The sequence below is a fragment of the Delftia sp. WSY_22 genome, assembly GCF_043104185.1.
In the GTDB taxonomy this organism is placed as follows: Bacteria; Pseudomonadota; Gammaproteobacteria; order Burkholderiales; family Burkholderiaceae_C; genus Comamonas; species Comamonas tsuruhatensis.
Genome location: NZ_JBICKN010000027.1, coordinates 35,053 through 55,121 on the forward strand (window position 1 = coordinate 35,053; position 20,069 = coordinate 55,121).

Here is a 20,069-nt window from a genome sequence, read left to right on the forward strand (position 1 = left end):
ATTGCGTGCGCCCTGCGCGGCGCCTGCTATCGTGCAGGCACAACTTTTCAACACAGGAGACCTGTCCATGCGTTCCGCCTTCGCACCGCTTTCCCTCATGTTCCGCAGCGCCCCGCTGGCGCTGGCCCTCGCCATGGCCGGCCTGTCCGGCAGTGCCCTGGCTGCGCCCAAGGCCGATATCCAGGCGCTGGCGCAAAAGCACCAGCAGCCCCTGCTGGACACGCTGCGCGAGCTGGTGCACATCGAGTCGGGCAGCAAGGACATGGAGGGCGTGGAACAGATCGCCAACTACGTGGCCGGCAAGCTGCGCGAGCAGGGCGGCAAGGTCGAGATCCTGCAGCCCACCGACGTCTACCGGCTGGGTGACACGCCCGAGAAGATCGGCCCCATGGTGCATGCCGAGTTCAAGGGCAAGGGCACCAGCCGCATCATGCTGATCGCCCACATGGACACGGTCTACCTGCGCGGCATGCTCAAGGACCAGCCGTTTCGCATCGACGGCGAGCGCGCCTACGGCCTGGGCATTGCCGACGACAAGCAGGGCGTGGCCCTGATCCTGCACACCGTGGCCATGCTGCGCCAGCTGGGCTTCGACAACTACGGCACGCTGACCGTGCTGATGAACAGCGACGAGGAAATCAGCTCGCCCGGCGCGCGCAGCACCATCACGCGCCTGGGCGCCGAGCAGGATGCGGTCTTCTCGTTCGAAGGCGGCGGCACCGACGGCGGCGTGCGCCTGGCCACCAGCGGCATCGGCGCGGCCTACCTCAAGGTCGAGGGCAAGGCCTCGCACGCGGGCGCCAAGCCCGAGGACGGCGTGAACGCGCTGTACGAGCTGTCGCACCAGCTGCTGCAGATGAAGGACCTGTCCAAGCCCGAGACCGGCCTCAAGCTCAACTGGACCGTGGCCAAGGCCGGCACCAACCGCAACGTCATTCCCGCCGATGCCACGGCCCAGGCCGACGCCCGCGCGCTGCGCGTGGCCGACTTCACGGCGCTGGAGCAGGCCATGCAGGCCAAGGTGGGCCACAAGCTGCTGGACGCCAGCAAGGTGCAGCTCAAGTTCGAGGTGCGCCGCCCGCCGCTGGAGGCCAACGAGGCCTCGCGCAGCCTGGCCAAACAGGCGCAGACCATCTACAGCGATGAGCTGGGCCTGAAGATGAGCGTGATGGAAAAGGCCACGGGCGGCGGCACCGACGCGGCGTTTGCGGCGCTCAAGGCCAAGGGTGCCGTCATCGAGGGCTTTGGCCTGAGCGGCTACGGCGCGCACTCCAATGATGCGGAGTATGTGCAACTGAACACCATCGTGCCCCGCCTGTACCTGGCCACGCGCATGATCATGGATCTGTCGAAGTAGCCCCCACGCTCCCCATGCTTCGCATGGTCCGCTGCCCCTGGCCGGGCGCCCCCCGAGGGGGCCGCGGTTCGCCTTGGGGCGGCCCGGCAGCGAAACCTGGCGCACGCTGCGGATGGCGGGGTCAAAAAGCAAAAAAGGGCATGCCTTGCGGCATGCCCTGAAGGCGCATCGTGGGGCGCTCTGTGTTCTTTACTGCGAAGAGATGTTCTTGTCTTTCGCGATCTTGCTCCAGCGCGTGAAGTCGGCGTTCAGCCGCGCCTTCATGGCCGCGCCGTCCTGGTAGGTGGCGATGGCGCCTGCGGCCAGCATCTTCTTTTGCAGCTCGGGCTCGGCCAGGATGAGCTTGAGCTCCTGGTTCAGGCGCTGGACCACGGCGGGCGGCGTGTTCAGCGGGGCGATCAGGCCGCCCCAGGTGTCGGCGTCGAAGCCGGGGAAGCCCTGCTCGGCCACCGACTTCACATTGGGCAGCAGCTGCTTGGCCTTTTGCGAGCTGACGGCAATGGCGCGCAGCTTGCCGGCCTGGATGTGGGGCAGGGCCGCGACCACGTCGGCGAACATCACGGCGATCTGGCCGCCGATCAGGTCGGTCACGGCCGGCGCGCTGCCGCGGTACGGCACGTGCTGCATGTCGAAGCCGCCCAGGTCCTTGAGCTGCTCCATGGACAGGTGGCCGAAGCTGCCCGTGCCCGAGCTGGTGTAGTTCAGCGCCGGCTTGGCCTTCTTGGCATGCTCGATCAGCTGCTGCAGGTTGGTCACGTCCGGCAGCTCGCGCGGGTTGATGACGATGGCCATGGGCAGGTCATAGACCGTGGCCACGGGCAGGAAGTCCTTGCGCACGTCGTACAGGTTGTTGTTGAACAGCATGGGCGCCAGCAGCGCGGGCATGCCGAACATGGACAGCGAATAGCCGTCGGGCTGCGACTTGATGAAGGCCGCCGTGCCCACCGAGCCCGAGGCGCCGGGGCGGTTGTCGATGACGATGGTCTGGCCCAGGCGCTCGGTCAGGCGCTGCGCGACGATGCGCGCGGCCGTGTCGGTGGGGCCGCCGGGCGGGAAGGCCACGGTCAGCTTGATCAGCTTGTCGGGCCACTGGCTCTGGGCCCGGGCGGCGGGGGCCAGCGTGGCGATGGCGGTGGCGCAGGCGGCGGAAAGGATCTGGCGGCGCGAGGCCTGGAAGGGGGTGGAAGTCATATGTCTCCTCAAGCGGGAAGGGGTGGAAATGAGAGCCGTGGAGCGGTCTGGGTGGGAACGTCTGCGCGCTCTCAGATGATGTTTTTGGCGCGCAGCGCGGCGCGGGCCTGTTCGTCCAGGCCCAGGCGCTGCTGCAGCACCTCGTCGGTGTGTTCGCCCTGGTGCGGCGGCGGGCGGCGCACGGGCAGGCGCTGGCCGTCCAGCGCATAGGGCGGGGCCAGCACGGACTGGCTGCCGGCCTCGCTGTCCTCGAAGCGGTGCAGCAGGCCGGCGTCGGCCGTGCGCTGCGAGTTCAGGGCCTCGAACAGGCCCAGCACCTCGCCGCAGGGAATCTGCGCGGCCGTCAGGCATTCGAGCAATTGGGCGCGCGTGAAGCGCAGCAGCTCGGCCTGCACCAGCGGCATCAGCAGCTCGCGGTTTGCCGAGCGTGCGGTATTGGTGGCAAAGCGCTCGTCGGCGGCCCACTCGGGCTTGGCGATGACGTCGGTGCAAAAGCGCTGGAACTGGCCGTTGTTGCCCACGGTGATGACCAGCGGGCCGTCGGCCGCCTCGAACACGCCGTAGGGCACGATGGACGGATGGGCGTTGCCGAACTTGGGCGGGTCGCCGGCCTTGAGCAAGGCCTCCATGCCGTAGTAGCTGGTGATCATCAGGCCGCAGTCGTACAGGGCCATCTGCACATGGCGGCCGCGCCCGCTGCGCTCGCGCTCGTAGAGCGCGGCCAGGATGGCCTGGGCCGAGTACATGCCCGTGAACATGTCCACGGCGGCCACGCCGAACTTCAGCGGACCCTGGCCCTGCTCGCCGTTCATGGCCATGATGCCGGACTCGCCCTGCACCACCAGGTCGTAGCCGGGCCGCGTGGCCTCGGGGCCGCTGCGCGAGTAGCCCGAGATGGAGCAGTACACCAGGCGCGGGTTCAGCTGCGACAGCTGCTCGTAGCCCAGCCCCAGCTTCTCGGCGCCGCCGACCTTGAAGTTCTGGATGACCACGTCGCTGTCGGCCGCCAGCTCGCGTGCGATGCGCAGGCCCTCTTCGGCCTGCAGGTCCAGCGTGACCGAGCGCTTGTTGCGGTTGGCGCTGTTGAAGTAGGAGGTGTTGCGCTGGCCCACGCGCACGCCCCAGTCGCGCGTGTCGTCGCCGCGGCCCGGGTGCTCGACCTTGACGACATCGGCACCCAGGTCGGCCAGCGCCATGGCGCACATGGGGCCGGCCAGCACGCGCGAAAGATCCAGGACGCGCACGCCGTCCAGCGGCAGGGAAGAGGGGAGAGCACTCATGCGAAACCTTGTCGAACCACGAAAACCGCAACGGGCCGGTGATGCCCGGGCAGGCCCGCATTCTTCATTCGTTTATTGACTTTGACAATCGTGCTAAAAAATGGACATTGTGTGTACTGAGGTTTGACAATGGATCTGGGCGGACTGTCCCTGCTGGTGGACATCATCGAAGCCGGCAACCTGAGCCGCGCCGCCGTGCGCCTGGGCATGAGCCGCGCCAACGTCAGCCACCGGCTCAACCAGTTCGAGCGCCAGATCGGCCAGCAGCTGCTGCGCCGCACCACGCGCCAGGTCGAGCCCACCGAGCTGGGCCTGCGCCTGTACGCGCATGGACGCGCGATACGCCAGGAAGCCATGGCGGCGGACGAGTCGGTGGACAGCCTGGGCCAGAGCCTGCAGGGCACCGTGCGGCTGAGCGTGCCCAGCGGCTACGGCCAGCTGCAGATGTCGGGCTGGCTGACGGAGTTCATGCGCATGCATCCGGGCATCACGCTGGAGGTGATCTTCGACAACGACATCGAGGACCTGATGCAGGGCGCGGTGGACTTCGCCGTGCGCGTGATGACCGAGCCGCCCGAAAGCCTGGTGGCCTGCAAGCTCGGCGATGTGCTCTACGAGGCCTGCGCCACGCCGCAGTTCCTGGCGCAGCATGGCCACCCCGACTCGCTGCTGGCGCTCAAGCGCGTGCCGCTGATCACCTCGGCGCTCACGGGCCAGAAGCTGCGCACGGCCGGCATGAACGGCGCCCGGCCCACCGAGCTGCGCATACGCCCGCGCCTGATGTCGCCCAACTTCCACTTCCTGCGCGATGCCGTGCTGCAGGGCCTGGGCGTGGCCGTGGTGCCGCGCTACATGGTGGCGGCCGAACTGGCCAGCGGCGCGCTTGAGCGCCTGCCGCTGCCGCCGGGCAGCCTGGACTTTCTGGCCACGCGCCAATACCTGCTGTACATGCCGTCCCACTACCAGACGCGGGCCATCACCACGCTGATCGACTTCCTGCGCGAGAAAGCCGAGGCGGAGGGACTCAGAGGCTGAAGATTTTCCCGGGATTCAGGATGTTCTTCGGGTCCAGCGCCTGCTTGATGGAGCGCATCATCTGCACCGCGCCGTCGCCGGCTTCCTCGCGCAGGAAATCCATCTTGTGGATGCCCACGCCATGCTCGCCCGTGCAGGTGCCGCCCAGCGCAATGGAGCGCGACACCAGCTGGTGGTTGAGCTGCTCGGCGCGCGAGCGCTCATCCTCGTTGTCCGGGTCGATCAGGTAGCCGAAGTGGAAGTTGCCGTCGCCCACGTGGCCGACGAGGAAGTAGGGAATGCCGCTGTCGTCGGCCTCGCGCACCGAGTCCAGCAGCGCATCGGCCAGGCGGCTGATGGGCACGCAGGCGTCGGTGGTAATGCAGCGGCAGCCGGGGCGGCTGGAGACGGCTGCGAAATAGGCGTTGTGGCGGGCCGTGAACAATCGCGTGCGGTCCTCGGGACGCTCGGCCCATTCGAAGGCGTTGCCACCGAACTCGCCCGCAATGTCCTGCACCATCTCGGCCTGCTCCTTCACGCCCGTGGGCGAGCCGTGGAACTCCATCAGCAGCATGGGCTCCTCGCGCAGCGTGAGCTTGCTGTAGGCATTGACCATGCGCACCGAGTTCACGTCCACCAGCTCCACGCGGGCAATCGGCACGCCCATCTGGATGGTCTGGATCACCGTGCGCACGGCGGCCTCGATGCTGGGGAAGGAGCAGATGGCCGCGCTCACGGCCTCGGGCAGCGGGTACAGGCGCACCGTGATCTCGGTGACCACGCCCAGCGTGCCTTCGCTGCCCACGATCAGGCGCGTGAGGTCGTAGCCCGCGCTGCTTTTCTTGGCGCGCGTGCCGGTGCGCATCAGCTCGCCGCTGGCCGTGACCAGTTCCAGCGCCAGCACGTTCTCGCGCATGGTGCCGTAGCGCACGGCATTGGTGCCGCTGGCGCGCGTGGCGGTCATGCCGCCGATGGAGGCATCGGCGCCGGGATCGATGGGGAAGAAGAAGCCCGTGTCCTTGATGGCATCGTTGAGCTGCTTGCGCGTGATGCCGGGCTGCACGGTGACCGTCAGGTCCTCGGTGTTGACCGAGAGAATGCGGTTCATGCGGCTCAGGTCCAGGCTGATGCCGCCCTCGACGGCCAGCAGATGGCCTTCGAGCGAGGAGCCAGCACCGTAGGGGATGACCGGCACGGCATGCTGGTCGGCCAGCTTCAGCGCGTCCTGCACGTCCTGCGTGCTTTCGGCGAAGACCACGGCCGCAGGCGGGGGCGCCTGGATGGCGCCCTCGTCGCGGCCGTGCTGTTCGCGCACCGCCAAAGCCGTGGAGCACTGGGCGCCGAAACGCTGGGCCAGGGCTTGGAGAAAGGCTTCGGGGATGGGGCGCTGAGCGAAGTCAGGCTGCAGGCGGACGGGGGCGACAGGGGCGTTCATCGGTGTTCTCCAGGGGGAACCGGAAAGAATACCACCGGCCCTGTCGCCCAACCGTGTGGTCAGCCGCCAGGCATCCGGGTGTCAGCGCGGCTGGACAGCCTTGCTGAATTCATCGCGCGACAGCGATCCGTTCTTGTCGGCATCGATCTGCGCGAAATTGCTGCTCACGGCGGGCAGGGCCTCGGCCTCCTTCTTGCTCAGCTTGCCGTCCCGGTTGGTGTCGGCGCGGTCGAATGCGGCCTGGACGTCGTTGGCACCAGCCGGGGCGGGGGCACTTTGCACGCCAGCGGCAGGTCCCATCTGGGCTGCGGAAGATGCGGGCGCGGCAGGCGCCTGTGTCTGCGCCATGGCAGCAACGCTACCCAGCGAAATGGCCGCGAACAACATCACGCTGCGGATTTCAAAACCGGAGACTTTGCGCAGTTGAGAGGTCATGTGTCGAACTCCTTGTCGAACGTGGAACATGACTGCATTCCACCTGTTGCAGCGCAGCAGGGCCAGCACTTTTGCCGGCTGTTGCCTGCTACAACATTTGCGTGCCGGCTGTAACGCACAATCAGGTGATGGGCCGTCACGGGTCCTGTTTTTCACCCCGCATCGCCAAGGAGAACCCCATGGGCAACCGTTTGACACAGATCGCCACGCGCACCGGAGACGACGGCAGCACGGGCCTGGGCGACAACACGCGCGTCTCCAAGAACAGCGGCCGCCCGCACGCCATGGGCGATGTGGACGAGCTCAATTCCCACATCGGCCTGCTGCTGTGCGAGGCCCTGCCCGACGACGTGCGCGAGCTGCTGGTCGATGTGCAGCACCAGCTGTTCAACCTCGGCGGCGAGCTGTCCATTCCCGGCTATGAACTGCTCAAGGACGACGCCCTGCTGCAGCTCGATGAAGCGCTGGCCCACTACAACGCGCAGCTGCCCCGGCTGCAGGAATTCATCCTGCCGGCCGGCAGCCGCGCAGCGGCCCAGGCCCATGTCTGCCGCACGGTGGCGCGCCGTGCCGAGCGCATGGTGGTGGCGCTGGAGCAGGGCGAGGCCATGCGGCCCGCGCCGCGCCAATACCTGAACCGCCTGTCCGACCTGCTGTTCGTGCTGGCACGCGTGCTCAACCGCATGGATGGCGGCGACGACCTGTACTGGAAAAGCGAGCGGCTGGCGCGCGCGCAGTCCGCTCAAGAGTGACCGTGCTGAGGACGGCCCATGCGCCTGCGCCACATCGAGGTCTTCAATGCCGTCATGCAGACCGGCAGCGTCAGCGCTGCCGCACGGCTGATCAACATCACCCAGCCGGCCGTCAGCCGCACCCTGCAGCACGCTGAGCTGCAGCTGGGCTTTGCGCTGTTCCAGCGCGCACGCGGGCGGCTCACGCCCACCAATGAGGCGCTGGCGCTGTTCCCCCACATCGAGAAGCTGTTCGAGCAGCTCGACGAGGTCCAGCGTCTGGCCGACAACCTGCGCCATGGCCGGGCAGCGGACCGGCTCACCGTGCTCACCGTCTTCGCGCTCAGCCGCGAGGTGCTGCCGCGCGCCGTGGCCGGCTTTCGGCGCCGCCACCCGCAGGTGCAGGTCCATGTGCAGGCACTGCACACGCCCCAGGTGGTCTCGGCCCTGCTGCTGCAGGAGGCCGACGTGGGCTTCGTCATCAGCTCCGTGGGCCAGCCCGCGCTGGAGCATGAGCTGCTGGCCGAGGTGGACATGTTCTGCGTGCTGCCCAAGGGCCTGCTGCCGCCCTCGCGCGTGCGCGAAGAGGGGATGGAGCTCAAGGACCTGGCCGAGCTGCCCGTGGTCGCTCTCGATGCGCGCGACCCGCTGGGCATGCGCCTGGGCCAGGCCTGCCGCGAGCACGGCGTGGGCCTGTCGCCCGTGGTCACCGTGCAGACCTACCACGCGGCCCTGTCCATGGCCGAGTACGGCCTGGGCGCCGCCATCATGGACGGCTGCACCGCCCTGGCCGCCGACCGCCGCAAGGTCCATGTTGTCCCCCTGCTGCCGCGCATCACGGTGGGTGTGAATGCCCTGAGCCTGCCCCAGCGGCCGGGGTCGGTGCTGGCGCGGGCAATGACTGAGGAAATGCGCAAGGCCTTGCGCGAGTTGCTGGCTGGTTGAGGCCTGCGGGTTTCAGGCCTCCTCCAACTGCCCCACCAGCCTCTGCGCCGAACCGAACGCCAGCGTCAGCCCCAGCGCGCCGTGCCCCGTCTGCAGCCACAGGTTGCGCGGACCGCCGCGCTGGCGGCCGGTGAGGGGCAGGCCGGTGGGTGTGGCGGGGCGCATGCCGGTCCAGGGGTGGAGGTTGCCGTCCAGCGGCAGGTCGGCGAAGACCTCCTGCGTGGAGCGGCGCAGGCTGGCGATGCGGCGCGGGTCGGTGCGCGTGTCCCGGCCCACGATCTCCACCATGCCGGCCACGCGCAGGCGTTCGCCGATGCGTGCGAAGACGACCTTGCGTGCGGTGTCGGTGACGCTGACCCGGGGCGCGGCGTGCGGCAGCTGCGCGGCGGCATCGGCGGTGATGCTGTAGCCCTTGAGCGGATAGACGGGAATGCGCAGGCCCAGCTGGCGCGCGTGGACCGCGCTTTCCCAGCCGCTGGCCAGCACGTAGTGGTCGGCGCGCAGCGGCAGTGGGCCTGCGGCGGTGCGCAGGCCGGTGATGGCGTCGCCCTCGCGCTCGAAGCCCTGCAGCTCCACGCCGTAGCGCAGTTCGGCGCCGCGTGCGGTGAGCCGGGCGGCCAGTTGCTCGCACAGCAGGCGGCAGTCGGCTGCGGCCTCGCTGGGCGTGTGCACGGCGCCTGCAATACGTTGCGCGTAGCGGGCGAGCGCGGGTTCGATGCGCGCCACTTCGGCGGCGTTGACGATGCGCTGCGGCGCGCCGCCCAGGCCCGCCTGCAGTGCCACCTGCTGCGCGGCGGCATCCAGCGCCTGCTGGGTGGGGTAGAGCACCAGCTTGCCCGGCGTGTGCAGGTCGCAGGCCAGTGCTTCGTCGGCCTGGAGCGACTCGAAGGCCTGGCGGCTTTCGGCGGCCAGGGCCAGCAGGGCGCGCGTGCCTTCGGCCGAGGCATGGGCATTGCAGGCGCCCAGAAAGCGCAGTCCCCAGGCCCATTGCGCGGGGTCGGCGCGCAGGCGGAAGGCCAGCGGCGAATCCTTTTGCAGCAGCAGGCGGGGGAGCATCTTCCAGATGCCGGGATCGGCCAGCGGCTGCACGTAGGAATAGCTCAGCTGCGCGCCATTGCCGCCGCTGGCGCCCTGGGCGGGGCCCGGTGCGCGGTCCAGTACGGTAATGCGATGGCCGGCCCGCTGCAGCGCCCAGGCCGTTGCCAGGCCGACGATGCCGGCGCCCACGATGCAGACATGCATTGATCGTTTCTCCATGCAGCCGCACTGTAGGCCGCGCGCGGCAGGCTGGGCCATGGCATTTGGCACACGGGCCATGCACGCAGGTTATGGCCGGGGGCTGCTGCTCAGGGCAGGGCGACAGCCCATAACCGGCGGGCATGGACCGGCCCGATATTGTCATTCCGCAAAGGCCGCCGCCCTTCCTACACTGGCCGCACATCCACCAAAGACGAGGAGACAAGCATGCAACTTCACACCACCGCGCTGTGCGCGGCCCTGGCCCTGGGAGGCCTGGCTGCGGCCCATGCCGACACGCTGGCCAAGGTGCGCGACAGCGGCCGCATCACGCTGGCCTACCGCGAGTCCTCCGTGCCCTTCAGCTACCTGGACAACGGCAAGCCCATCGGCATGACGGTGGAGATGTCCCAGGCCGTGGCCGAGGCCGTGAAGAAGGCGGTGAACCGACCCGATCTGAAGGTGCAGTGGCAGGCCGTGACCTCGCAGAACCGCATGCCGCTGCTGGCCAACGGCACCATCGACCTGGAATGCGGCTCTACCACCAACAACACGGTGCGCGGCAAGGAGGTGGCCTTTGCCATCAACCATTTCTACACGGGCACGCGGCTGTTGGTGAAGAAGAGTTCGGGCATCAAAAACTACGCCGACCTCAAGGACAAGACCGTGGCCATCACCACGGGAACCACCAACCTGCAGGTGCTGCGCAAGGCCAATGCCGACAAGGCCTGGGGCATGAACATCGTCATGGCCAAGGACCATGCGGACGGCTTCCTGCTGGTGGAGAACGACCGCGCCGCGGCCTTCGGCATGGACGACATCCTGCTCTTCGGCCTGATCCCCACGGCCAAGAACCCCGGGGACTTCGAGGTGGTGGCCGACTCGCTGCAGGTCGAGCCCTATGCCTGCATGCTGCGCAAGGACGATGCCCAGTTCAAGCAGCTGGTCGATGGCGTGATCGGCGACATGATGAAGTCGGGCGCGTTCGCCAGGCTGTATGACAAGTGGTTCATGCAGCCCATTGCCCCGAGGAACGTGGCCCTGGGCCTGCCGATGAGCGAGCAATTGCAGAAAAACCTGCAGGACCTCAGCGACAAACCCGCTTTTTGACTTCGGATCGCAGCATGCAGCAGCAGCTTCAGCCCCCGCGCGCGGTGGGCATTCTCGGGGGCATGGGTCCGGCCGCAGGCGCGGATTTCGTGCGCCTGTTCGTGCAGGCCTGCACGGCGCACCTGCAGCAGCAGGGCCTGCCCGTGCATGACCAGGCCTATCCCGAGCACTGGCTGGTGCAGCTGCCCATGCCCGACCGCAGCGCGGCGCTGCGCGCGGACCCGCAGTCGCCCACGGGGCCGGCCCAGCACCTGCTGCAGGGCGTGGGCCGCATGGCGGCGCTGGGCGTGCGCAGCGTGGCCCTGGCCTGCAACACGGCCCATGCCTGGCATGGGCAGCTGCAGGCGCTTTTTCCGCAGCTGCATGTGCTGCACATCGCGCGCCAGGCCGCCCTGCACCTGCAGGCCGGCGGCGCGCAGCAGGCCATCGTGCTGGCCACGCAGGGCACCTATGACAGCGGCCTGTACGACGCGGCACTGGCCGAGTGCGGCATCACCGCGCTGCAGCCCGATGCGCAGGGCCGCGCGCGGCTCATGCAGGGCATCTACGACGGCGTCAAGCAGGGCGACATGGACCTGGCCGCGCGCTGCTTCGGCGAGGTGCTGGCCCCGCTGCTGCAGCGCCATGGCGATGTGCCCGTGATCATGGGCTGCACCGAGATCCCGCTGGCCCTGCCGCAGTCGCCGCTGGCGCGCGGTGCCGAGCTGGTGGACCCTGCCTGGATACTGGCCCAGGCCCTGGCCGGCGATGCGTATGGGCCTGTGGCGATTCAATAAGTCTCCAGATGCAGCCGGCCTTCGCGCTTGAGGCGCGCGCCCACCTGCTCCCAGTCCAGTCCCGATTGCTGCGCCACGTCGCGCAGTGCCAGCACCACGCCTTCCTCCATGCTCTTGAGCCCGCAGACGTAGAAGTGCGCGTTGTCGTCGCGCAGCAGGGCTGCCAGGTCGGCCGCACGTTCGCGCAGCAGGTCCTGCACGTAGCGCCGGGGCTGGCCGGCCACGCGCGAGAAGGCCAGGTTGTTGTCGATGAAGTCGCGCGGCAGGCTTTGCAGCGGGCCGAAGTAGGGCAGCTCCTGCGGCGTGCGTGCGCCGAAGAACAGCATGAGCTTGCCGCCCTCGAACCTGCCGCTCTTGCGCAGCCGCCTGCGCCATTCGGTCATGGCGCGCATGGGGGCGCTGCCCGTGCCCGTGCAGATCATCACGATGTGCGAGCGGGGATGGTTGGGCATCAGGAACGACTGGCCGAACGGGCCTATGACCTGGACCCTGTCGCCGATGCGTGCGTCGCACAGGTAGTTGCTGGCCACGCCGCGCACGGGGCGGCCCTGGTGGTCCTGGGTGACGCGTTTCACGGTCAGCGCCAGGTTGTTGTAGCCGGGCCGCTCGCCATTGCGCGCACTGGCCACCGAGTACTGGCGCGCCACATGCGGGCGGCCCTGGGCGTCGGTGCCGGGCGCGATGACGGCGATGGACTGGCCTTCGAGCACGGGGAACGGCTGGCTGCCGAAGTCCAGCACGATGTGGTGGGTCTCGCTGTCGAAGCCCGCCTCCGTGCAGTTGAGGTTGCCGACCACGGTGGCCGTGACGGGGCTCCTGGGGCCATGCAGGTTGGTGTACGGATGGGCGGCCGACCAGGGCGGCACGGTGGCGCCGTAGCTGGCGCTGCGCAACACCTGGGTATCGGCCTGGTCATCGGGCCGGGCCGCATCCGCACCGCGCGTGGCGGCCGCCGCGATCACGGCCTGGGCCTGGCTCAGGTCCTCGCCGGCAGGTGCGTCCCCTGTGTCCTGCGCCTGGGCCAGTGCCTGGACCAGCGCCTCAGGCGGCAGCTCCTCGGGCAGCTCGTCCCAGAGCAGCTGCTCGGCCACGGGATAGGCGCTTGCCAGCGGCACCTTGCGCCAGTTGTCGATGGCGCCCGTGGGGCAGGGCGAGACGCAGTCCATGCAGCCGTTGCACTGCTCGGCCTGTACCACGTAGTTGCGGTCATCGTGCGTGATGGCGCCCACGGGGCAGGTGGCCTCGCAGGTGTTGCAGCGGATGCAGATCTCCGGGTCGATCAGGTGCTGGGTGAGGATGCCGTGTTCTACCAAGGCGACTGTCATGGGCGACTCCCTGCTGGCGCGGCGCTTCAGTTGAAGCGCACGTATTCGAAATCCACGGGCTGGCGGTTGATGCCCATGACCGGCGGCGCGATCCAGCCCGCGAACTGGCCCGGCTCCACGCAGCGGCCCATGAGCGAGGCGACGAAGGCGCGGTCGGCGTCCGAGGGCAGCCATTCGCCCTCGCGCATGCGCCATTCCTGCTCGCTGACCACGCGGCCGTCGGGGCTCATGCGCACGCCTGCCAGCGCGCCGATCTGGCGGTTGAAGGCCTTGTGCGGCACGGTGAGGCGGAAATCGATGCCGGCCTTTTCCATGACCTTGTTCCAGCGGCCCACGCCCGCGTTGGAGTCCTTGATGTAGTCGTCGCGCAGCACCTCGTTGAGCGCGTTGAGCATGGGCACTTCCTTTTCCTGCAGCCTGCCGTCCACGACCTCCAGCACCTTGTAGTGCTGGTCGTGCAGCCGGTGGTCGTCCGCGCGCTTGCCTTCCTCGTAGCGGCCCTTGAGGCCGCTGCTGTAGAAGGTGGCGGCATTGCTGGACTGGTCGGCGCCGAACAGGTCGATGGTCACGCTGTAGTGGAAGTTCAGGTAGCGCTGCAGCGTGGGCAGGTCGATCACGCCGGCCGCGCGCAGGCGGCCCACGTCGTCGGTGCGCAGCTCGTTCATGACCTGGCAGGTGCGCTGCAGCACGCGCGAGACACCGGACTCGCCCACGAACATGTGGTGGGCCTCCTCGGTCAGCATGAACTTGGTGGTGCGCGCCAGCGGGTCGAAGGCGCTTTCGGCCAGCGCGGCCAGCTGGAACTTGCCGTCGCGGTCGGTGAAGTAGGTGAACATGAAGAAGGACAGCCAGTCGGGCGTCTTCTCGTTGAAGGCGCCCAGGATGCGCGGGTTGTTCTCGTCGCCGGACTGGCGCTCCAGCAGGGCCTCGGCCTCCTCGCGGCCGTCGCGGCCGAAGTGCTTGTGCAGCAGGTAGACCATGGCCCACAGGTGGCGGCCTTCCTCCACGTTGACCTGGAACAGGTTGCGCAGGTCGTACATGGACGGCGCGGTCAGGCCCAGGTGGCGCTGCTGCTCCACCGAGGCGGGCTCGGTGTCGCCCTGGGTGACGATGATGCGGCGCAGGTTGGCGCGGTGCTCGCCGGGCACGTCCTGCCAGGCCTTCTCGCCCAGGTGGTCGCCGAAGTGGATGCTGCGGTCGGCCTCGGCCGGGTTCAGGAAGATGCCCCAGCGGTAGTCGCGCATCTTCACGTGGCCGAACTGGGCCCAGCCCTGCGGGTCCACGCTGATGGCGGTGCGCAGGTAGACGTCGTAGTCGGTGGAGCCTTCGGGGCCCACGTCGCCCCACCAGTTCAGGAAGTTGGGCTGCCAGCTCTCCAGCGCGCGCTGCAGGGTGCGGTCTTCGCCGAGGTTGACGTTGTTGGGGATCTTCTCGCTGTAGTTGATGGCGCTCATGGTGGGGTCTCCGTGGATGTTTCGGGGCGTGCCTGCGGTCAGACGCGGTTGAAGTCGAAGCCGGCCTTCTGGCCCGTGCCGTAGAGCTTGAGAGCGCCCTTGTCGCCCACGGCATTGGGGCGGTTGAAGATCCAGTTCTGCCAGGCCGACAGGCGCCCGAAGATGCGCGTGACCATGTTCTCGCGGCTGGCAAAGCGCAGGTTGGCTTCCAGGCCCGTGAGCGCATCGGGCGACATGGCGGCGCGCTCTTCCATGGCGATGCGGATTTCGTCGTCCCAGTCGATGTCGTCGGGCGCGGCCGTGACCAGGCCCAGGGCCAGGGCCTGGTCGCCGTCCAGCGCGCGGCCCGTGGCGGCGCGCGCGGCCTCCAGCGGCGCGGCTTCCTCGTAGAAGCGGCGCTGCAGGCGCGACTGGTCGTTGACCAGGGGCAGCAGGCCGAAATTGAATTCGTCCAGCTGGATGCGCGGGGCGCGCTCGGTGTCGTCGGGCAGCACCAGCATGTAGGCGCGGTCGGCCGCGAAGGCCAGCTCGGCCAGCATGCCCACGAAGCAGGAGCCGGGCTCGATCAGCGCGAACAGCGTGCGCGAGGACACATCCAGCCGCGCAAAGCTGCGGCGCAGCAGGCCCAGCGTCTCGCGCGCCAGCCAGTGGTCCTGGTGGGCCAGCAGGGCTGCGTCTGCGGCCAGCACGGCGGCGGCATCGCCTTCGGTCTTGAGCAGCCAGGTGCCCACGTCCAGCTCGTTGGTGCGCAGGTGCAGGATGGCGTCGTCCAGCTCGCGGCCCATGGCCAGCGGCCACCAGGCGTCCCCGGCCTGCTCGATGGCTTCGATGGTGGCCGGCTGCGGGCCTTGCCCAAGCGTGGGCGCCTTCACGGTCAGCGTGGCGCTGCGGCGCGCGCGGTCGATCTGCACGCTGACATGGCGGTAGTGCAGCGCATCGTCCGTGGCTTCGCGTTCCAGGCGCGTGAGCGTGATGCCCTGCGCGTTGGCGGGGCGCGTGCTGCCTTCGGCCAGGCGCTGCGCGCGCTCGGCCACCACGGCCTCGAACTGCGCGGGCTTGGCCACGGCATCCACCAGGCGCCAGTCCACGGCGCGCTGGCCGCGCACGCCTTCCACGCTGGTGCAGAAGATGTCAGCCAGGTCATGGCGCACATGGCGCTTGTCGGTCACGCGCGTGAGGCCGCCCGTGCCGGGCAGCACGCCCAGCAGCGGCACCTCGGGCAGGGAGACGGAGGAGGAGCGGTCGTCGATCAGCACGATGTCGTCGCAGGCCAGGGCCAGCTCGTAGCCGCCGCCCGCGCAGGCGCCGTTGACGGCGGCCAGGAACTTCAGGCCCGAGTGGCGCGAACTGTCCTCGATGCCGTTGCGCGTCTCGTTCGTGAACTTGCAGAAGTTCACCTTCCAGGCATGGCTGGACACGCCCAGCATGAAGATGTTGGCGCCCGAGCAGAAGATGCGGTCGCGCCCGCTGGTGACGATGACGGTGCGCACCTGCGGATGCTCGAAACGGATGCGGTTGAGCGCATCGTGCAGCTCGATGTCCACGCCCAGGTCATAGCTGTTGAGCTTGAGCTTGTAGCCGGGCCGTATGCCGCCGTCCTCGGCAATGTTCAGCTGCATGCGGGCGATGGCGCCCTCGACGGTGAACGACCAGTGGCGGTACTGGGCGGGCTCGGTGCGGTAATCGACAGTGGGGCTGGACGGGTGCATGGACGGCCTCTTGGATGAAAAATAGTGCAGTCGCAGATACGGTGCAGGCACAATTATGCAGATTCATCCCAAAAATGCACGCAGCAACACGCACGATAGTGCGTGTTTTGGCCATATCCAGGGTAAACACCAGCCAGTACAGGCGAAAAAAATCCAGGCCTGGGGCCTGGATGCCGTGGGTTGCTGCCGCCGTCTCAGCGTGCGGGCAGGAACAGTGCCTTCAACTGATCGAAGCTCTGCTCCAGCGTCTGGCCGCTGGTATCCACCACATGGTCGGCCTTGGCGTAGAAGCCGGCGCGGCCTTCGAGGATGCTGCGCAGATCGTCCATGGCCTCGGGATTGGCGGCCATGGGGCGGGTGTCGCCCTGGGCCACGACGCGGGCCATGTGCTCCTCGGGCTGGGCCTTGAGCCAGACCGTGGTGCAGTGCGACAGCAGCTCGTTGAAGGTGGCTGGGTCGGAGACGATGCCGCCCGGCGTGGCGATGACCACGTCGCTGTAGATCTGCACGGCCTCCTCCAGCGCGCGGCGCTCGTAGCGGCGGTAGGCGTTGGCACCGTACAGGTCGTGGATGGCGCGCACGCTGCAGCCCGCAATGCGCTCGATTTCCTGGTTGAGTTCGAGGAAGGGCACGCCCAGCTGCTCGGCCAGCATGCGGCCCAGCGTGGACTTGCCCGCGCCGCGCAGGCCGATCAGGGCGATGCGCGTGTGGCGCTGGCGGTCGCTGGGCGCCGTGCCCAGCAGCTCGCCTGCGGCCAGGCGCACGCGGCGCAGGTCCTCTTCATCGCGGCCTTCCAGCAGTTCGCGGATCAGCAGCCATTCGGCGCTGGTGGTGGTCACGTCGCCCAGCAGCTCGGCCATGGAGCATTGCAGGGCCTGTGCAATATGGTGCAGGACCAGCACCGACACATTGCCCGTGCCGTATTCGAGGTTGGCCAGGTGGCGCTCCGAGACATCGGCCGCCGCCGCCAGGGCGCGCCGCGTCATGCCCCGGCGCGAGCGCAGGCTGCGCACACGCTCGCCCAGCGCCTGCAGCACCTGGTTCCTGGGGGCTTCTGAGAGGGAATCCGCCGCCCCGGCGGACTGGGCTGCCGTCTCGAACTGGTCCATAGAGTTTCCTTGAAGAGGGCGTGAATGATAAACAGTCGGGGTTAACACCAGCCATGCAATATAGTGCTTGACGCTCGGTGGTGTTCTAACTATCTTTCCGGTGCACGCACAATATTGCATGTTGCGCGGAAGATCACAAGTCGGGCCGGATGCCCGATGTCGAAGGAGACCCCGATGATCGACTTCACCCAGCCCTTCAATTTCGCCGCGCACCTGTTCGCGCTCAATGAGGGGCGGCCCGGCAAGATCGCCTACATCGACGACCACGGCACGCTGAGCTACGGCCAGCTGCAGCAGCAGGCGCAGCGCATGGCCAGCGGCCTGCTGGCGGCGGGCATCCACCGCGAGGAGCGCGTGCTGCTGCTCATGCACGACCGCCATGAATGGGCCGTGGCCTTTCTGGGCGCGCTGTATGCGGGCGTGGTGCCGGTGGCGGTGAACACCTTGCTCACGGCCGACGACTACGCCTACATGCTGGGCCACAGCCGCGCCCAGGCCGTGCTGACCTGCGATGCGCTGCTGCCCCTGCTGCGCCAGGCGCTGGACCGGGCGCCCAACGAGGTGCGCCATGTCTGGGTGGCCGGCGACGAAGCGGCGGCGCGCGCCGCAGGCTTTGCGCCCCTGCAGCCCTGGCTGGCGGCGCAGCCGCCGCTGCCCGCACCGGCGCCCACGCTGGGCGATGACCCGGGCTTCTGGCTGTATTCCTCGGGCTCCACGGGCAAGCCCAAGGGCGCGGTCCACACGCATGCCAATCCGTACTGGACGGCCGAACTCTATGGCGGCCCGGTGCTGGGCCTGGGCGAGGGCGACATCTGCTTTTCCGCCGCCAAGCTCTACTTCGCCTACGGCCTGGGCAATGCCCTGAGCTTTCCGCTGAGCGTGGGCGCCACCGTGCTGCTGATGGCCGAGCGGCCCACGCCCGAGGCCACCTTCGCGCGCTGGGTGCAGCACCGGCCTACGGTGTTCTTCGGCGCGCCCACGGGCTTTGCGGGCATGCTGGCCTCGCCGCTGCTGCCCGCGCGCGAGCAGGTCAGCCTGCGCATGTGCTCCTCGGCCGGCGAGGCGCTGCCGGCCGAGATCGCCCAGCGCTTCAAGGCGCATTTCGGCGCCGACATCGTGGACGGCATCGGCTCCACCGAGATGCTGCACATCTTCCTGTCCAACCGGCCTGGCGACATCCGCTACGGCACCACGGGCAAGCCGGTGGACGGCTACCGCGTGGAGCTGCGCGGCGAGGACGGCCGCCCCGTGGCCGATGGCGAGGTGGGCGACCTGTTCATCCAGGGGCCCAGCGCCGCCCTCATGTACTGGGGCAACCGCGACAAGACGCGCGAGACCTTCCAGGGCGGCTGGCTCAAGAGCGGCGACAAGTACGTGCGCGACGCCGATGGCTACTACACCTATGCCGGGCGCAGCGACGACATGCTCAAGGTCAGCGGCATCTATGTCTCGCCCTTCGAGGTCGAGGCCACGCTGATGCAGCACCCGGCCGTGCTGGAGGCCGCCGTGATCGGCAAGACCGACGCCGACGGCCTGCTCAAGACCAAGTCCTTCGTCGTGCTCAAGGACGGCTGCAGCGCCACCGAGGCCGAGCTCAAGGCCTTCGTGAAGCAGCGCCTGGCCGCCTACAAGTACCCGCGCTTCATCGAGTTCGTGGACGAACTTCCCAAGACCGCCACCGGAAAGATCCAGCGTTTCCGCCTGCGTGAACGCGAGGCCAGCGTCGGCTGAACAGCCCCTTCCGATTCCCCTGACAAAAGCAAGACCCATCGACCACAAGGAGACACGCATGAACATCGATCGCAAACACTGGGCCGTCCTCGCCCTGACGGCCTCCCTGTCCTGCGGCGCATATGCGCAGGACAGGATCAAGGTCGGCTTCATGCTGCCTTACAGCGGCACCTATGCGGCGCTGGGCTCGGCCATAGAAAACGGCTTTCGCATGTTCGTGAACGAGCAGGGCGGCAGGCTGGGCGGGCGCGAGATCGAGTTCTTCAAGGTCGATGACGAGTCCGATCCGGCCAAGGCCACGGACAACGTCAACCGCCTGATCAAGCGCGACAAGGTCGATGTGCTGGTGGGCACCGTGCATTCGGGCGTGGCCATGGCCATGGCGCGCGCGGCCAAGGAAAGCGGCACCGTGCTCATCGTGCCCAATGCGGGCGCCGATGCGGTCACGGGCGCCATGTGCGCGCCCAACATCTTCCGCTCGTCCTTCTCCAACTGGCAGTCCTCCTATCCCATGGGCGTGGTGGCCGCCAGGCAGGAAGGCAGGAAGACCGCCATGACCATCACCTGGAAATACGCGGCCGGCGAGGAGATGACCAATGCCTTCAAGGAAGGCTTCGAGAAGGAGGGCGGCAAGGTCAGCAAGCAGCTCACCGTGCCCTTTCCCAACGTGGAGTTCCAGGCCCTGCTGACCGAGATCGCGGCGGCCAGGCCCGATGCGGTGTTTGCCTTCTTCGCGGGCGCGGGCGCCGTCAAGTTCGTCAAGGACTACCACGCGGCCGGCCTGCACAAGACCATCCCGCTGTACGGCTCGGGCTTTCTGACCGACGGCACGCTGGAGGCCCAGGGCGAGGCCGCCCAGGGGGTGCTGACCACGCTGCACTACGCCGACGAGCTGGGCACGGAGCGCGACCGGCGCTTTCGCTCCGCCTATGCCCAGGCCTACAAGCTGATGCCCGATGTGTATGCCGTGCAGGGCTACGACGCCGCCCAGATGCTGGGCGTGGGCCTGAAGGCGGCGGGCGGCGACATCGCGAAGAAGGCCGAGTTCCGCCAGGCCATCGAGAAGGCCACCATCCCCAGCCCGCGCGGTGACTTCACCATCAGCAAGTCGCACAACCCCGTGCAGGACATGTACCTGCGCAAGGTCGTGGGCAAGGAGAACCAGCGCATGGGCGTGGCCATCAAGGCCCTGGGCGATACCGGCCGCGGCTGCCGCATGTGAGGCGCGGGG

17 protein-coding genes are annotated in these 20,069 nt (G+C 68.4%); 8 read left to right on the forward strand and 9 right to left on the reverse strand.

The window, feature by feature from the left end:
- Window positions 1–67: 67 nt before the first annotated feature.
- Window positions 68–1,357, forward strand: coding sequence for a M20/M25/M40 family metallo-hydrolase (locus ACF8NF_RS14370; protein ID WP_392450758.1), 1,290 nt, complete (start codon window positions 68–70; stop codon window positions 1,355–1,357).
- Between the two features lie 189 nt (window positions 1,358–1,546).
- On the opposite strand, the gene ACF8NF_RS14375 is transcribed toward ACF8NF_RS14370, so the two are convergent.
- Both ACF8NF_RS14375 and ACF8NF_RS14380 read right to left on the reverse strand, forming a co-directional pair.
- Window positions 1,547–2,548 carry a tripartite tricarboxylate transporter substrate binding protein gene (locus tag ACF8NF_RS14375; RefSeq protein WP_013799975.1) on the reverse strand — a complete coding sequence of 334 codons (1,002 nt, stop codon included), beginning with the start codon at window positions 2,546–2,548 and terminating at the stop codon, window positions 1,547–1,549.
- A gap of 71 nt (window positions 2,549–2,619) precedes the next feature.
- Window positions 2,620–3,828, reverse strand: a complete 1,209-nt coding sequence (locus ACF8NF_RS14380; RefSeq protein ID WP_012202002.1) for a CaiB/BaiF CoA-transferase family protein — start codon at window positions 3,826–3,828, stop codon at window positions 2,620–2,622.
- A 129-nt stretch (window positions 3,829–3,957) separates the two neighbouring features.
- Here ACF8NF_RS14380 and ACF8NF_RS14385 point away from each other — a divergent pair, with 129 nt between their 5' ends.
- A complete protein-coding gene (locus ACF8NF_RS14385; protein WP_017405708.1) occupies window positions 3,958–4,863 on the forward strand; it encodes a LysR family transcriptional regulator in 906 nt (301 codons plus the stop codon).
- On the opposite strand, the gene ACF8NF_RS14390 is transcribed toward ACF8NF_RS14385, so the two are convergent.
- The gene (locus tag ACF8NF_RS14390) at window positions 4,853–6,277 is read right to left on the reverse strand and encodes an FAD-binding oxidoreductase (protein ID WP_013799978.1); all 1,425 of its coding nucleotides are present in this window, start codon (window positions 6,275–6,277) and stop codon (window positions 4,853–4,855) included. The genes ACF8NF_RS14385 and ACF8NF_RS14390 overlap by 11 nt on opposite strands.
- A gap of 81 nt (window positions 6,278–6,358) precedes the next feature.
- On the reverse strand, window positions 6,359–6,712 hold the full coding sequence (locus ACF8NF_RS14395) for an EF-hand domain-containing protein (RefSeq protein ID WP_199135710.1): 354 nt from the start codon (window positions 6,710–6,712) through the stop codon (window positions 6,359–6,361).
- A 179-nt stretch (window positions 6,713–6,891) separates the two neighbouring features.
- Here ACF8NF_RS14395 and ACF8NF_RS14400 point away from each other — a divergent pair, with 179 nt between their 5' ends.
- Complete coding sequence (locus tag ACF8NF_RS14400; protein ID WP_392450759.1) at window positions 6,892–7,464, forward strand: cob(I)yrinic acid a,c-diamide adenosyltransferase; 573 nt, start codon at window positions 6,892–6,894, stop codon at window positions 7,462–7,464.
- Window positions 7,465–7,482: 18 nt separating this feature from the next.
- The gene (locus ACF8NF_RS14405; RefSeq protein ID WP_016452275.1) at window positions 7,483–8,388 is read left to right on the forward strand and encodes a LysR substrate-binding domain-containing protein; all 906 of its coding nucleotides are present in this window, start codon (window positions 7,483–7,485) and stop codon (window positions 8,386–8,388) included.
- Window positions 8,389–8,400: 12 nt separating this feature from the next.
- Here the strand turns inward: ACF8NF_RS14405 and ACF8NF_RS14410 are convergent, their stop codons facing one another.
- Entirely contained in the window at window positions 8,401–9,630 is a 1,230-nt protein-coding gene (locus tag ACF8NF_RS14410) for a D-amino acid dehydrogenase (RefSeq protein WP_392450820.1), read from the reverse strand.
- 222 nt (window positions 9,631–9,852) lie between these two features.
- On the opposite strand from ACF8NF_RS14410, the gene ACF8NF_RS14415 reads away from it, so the two are divergent.
- A complete protein-coding gene (locus ACF8NF_RS14415) occupies window positions 9,853–10,734 on the forward strand; it encodes an amino acid ABC transporter substrate-binding protein (protein ID WP_016447309.1) in 882 nt (293 codons plus the stop codon).
- Between the two features lie 14 nt (window positions 10,735–10,748).
- Entirely contained in the window at window positions 10,749–11,510 is a 762-nt protein-coding gene (locus ACF8NF_RS14420) for an aspartate/glutamate racemase family protein (RefSeq protein WP_016447310.1), read from the forward strand.
- On the opposite strand, the gene boxA is transcribed toward ACF8NF_RS14420, so the two are convergent.
- The 4 genes from boxA to ACF8NF_RS14440 form a co-directional block, all read right to left on the reverse strand.
- Window positions 11,504–12,835, reverse strand: coding sequence for a benzoyl-CoA 2,3-epoxidase subunit BoxA (gene boxA / locus ACF8NF_RS14425; RefSeq protein WP_016452272.1), 1,332 nt, complete (start codon window positions 12,833–12,835; stop codon window positions 11,504–11,506). The two genes, ACF8NF_RS14420 and boxA, sit on opposite strands and share 7 nt — an antisense overlap.
- Window positions 12,836–12,861: 26 nt before the next feature.
- On the reverse strand, window positions 12,862–14,289 hold the full coding sequence (gene boxB, locus ACF8NF_RS14430) for a benzoyl-CoA 2,3-epoxidase subunit BoxB (RefSeq protein WP_016447312.1): 1,428 nt from the start codon (window positions 14,287–14,289) through the stop codon (window positions 12,862–12,864).
- Between the two features lie 38 nt (window positions 14,290–14,327).
- The gene (gene boxC, locus ACF8NF_RS14435) at window positions 14,328–15,998 is read right to left on the reverse strand and encodes a 2,3-epoxybenzoyl-CoA dihydrolase (protein ID WP_209801280.1); all 1,671 of its coding nucleotides are present in this window, start codon (window positions 15,996–15,998) and stop codon (window positions 14,328–14,330) included.
- A 194-nt stretch (window positions 15,999–16,192) separates the two neighbouring features.
- Window positions 16,193–17,107, reverse strand: a complete 915-nt coding sequence (locus ACF8NF_RS14440) for a helix-turn-helix transcriptional regulator (protein WP_013799986.1) — start codon at window positions 17,105–17,107, stop codon at window positions 16,193–16,195.
- Window positions 17,108–17,281: 174 nt separating this feature from the next.
- Between ACF8NF_RS14440 and ACF8NF_RS14445 the strand changes: the two genes are divergently transcribed.
- Window positions 17,282–18,838 (forward strand): benzoate-CoA ligase family protein, encoded by a 1,557-nt coding sequence (locus ACF8NF_RS14445; RefSeq protein WP_012202016.1) that lies wholly within the window; start codon window positions 17,282–17,284, stop codon window positions 18,836–18,838.
- Between the two features lie 58 nt (window positions 18,839–18,896).
- The gene (locus ACF8NF_RS14450; RefSeq protein WP_392450760.1) at window positions 18,897–20,060 is read left to right on the forward strand and encodes an ABC transporter substrate-binding protein; all 1,164 of its coding nucleotides are present in this window, start codon (window positions 18,897–18,899) and stop codon (window positions 20,058–20,060) included.
- The last annotated feature ends 9 nt before the right edge of the window (window positions 20,061–20,069 follow it).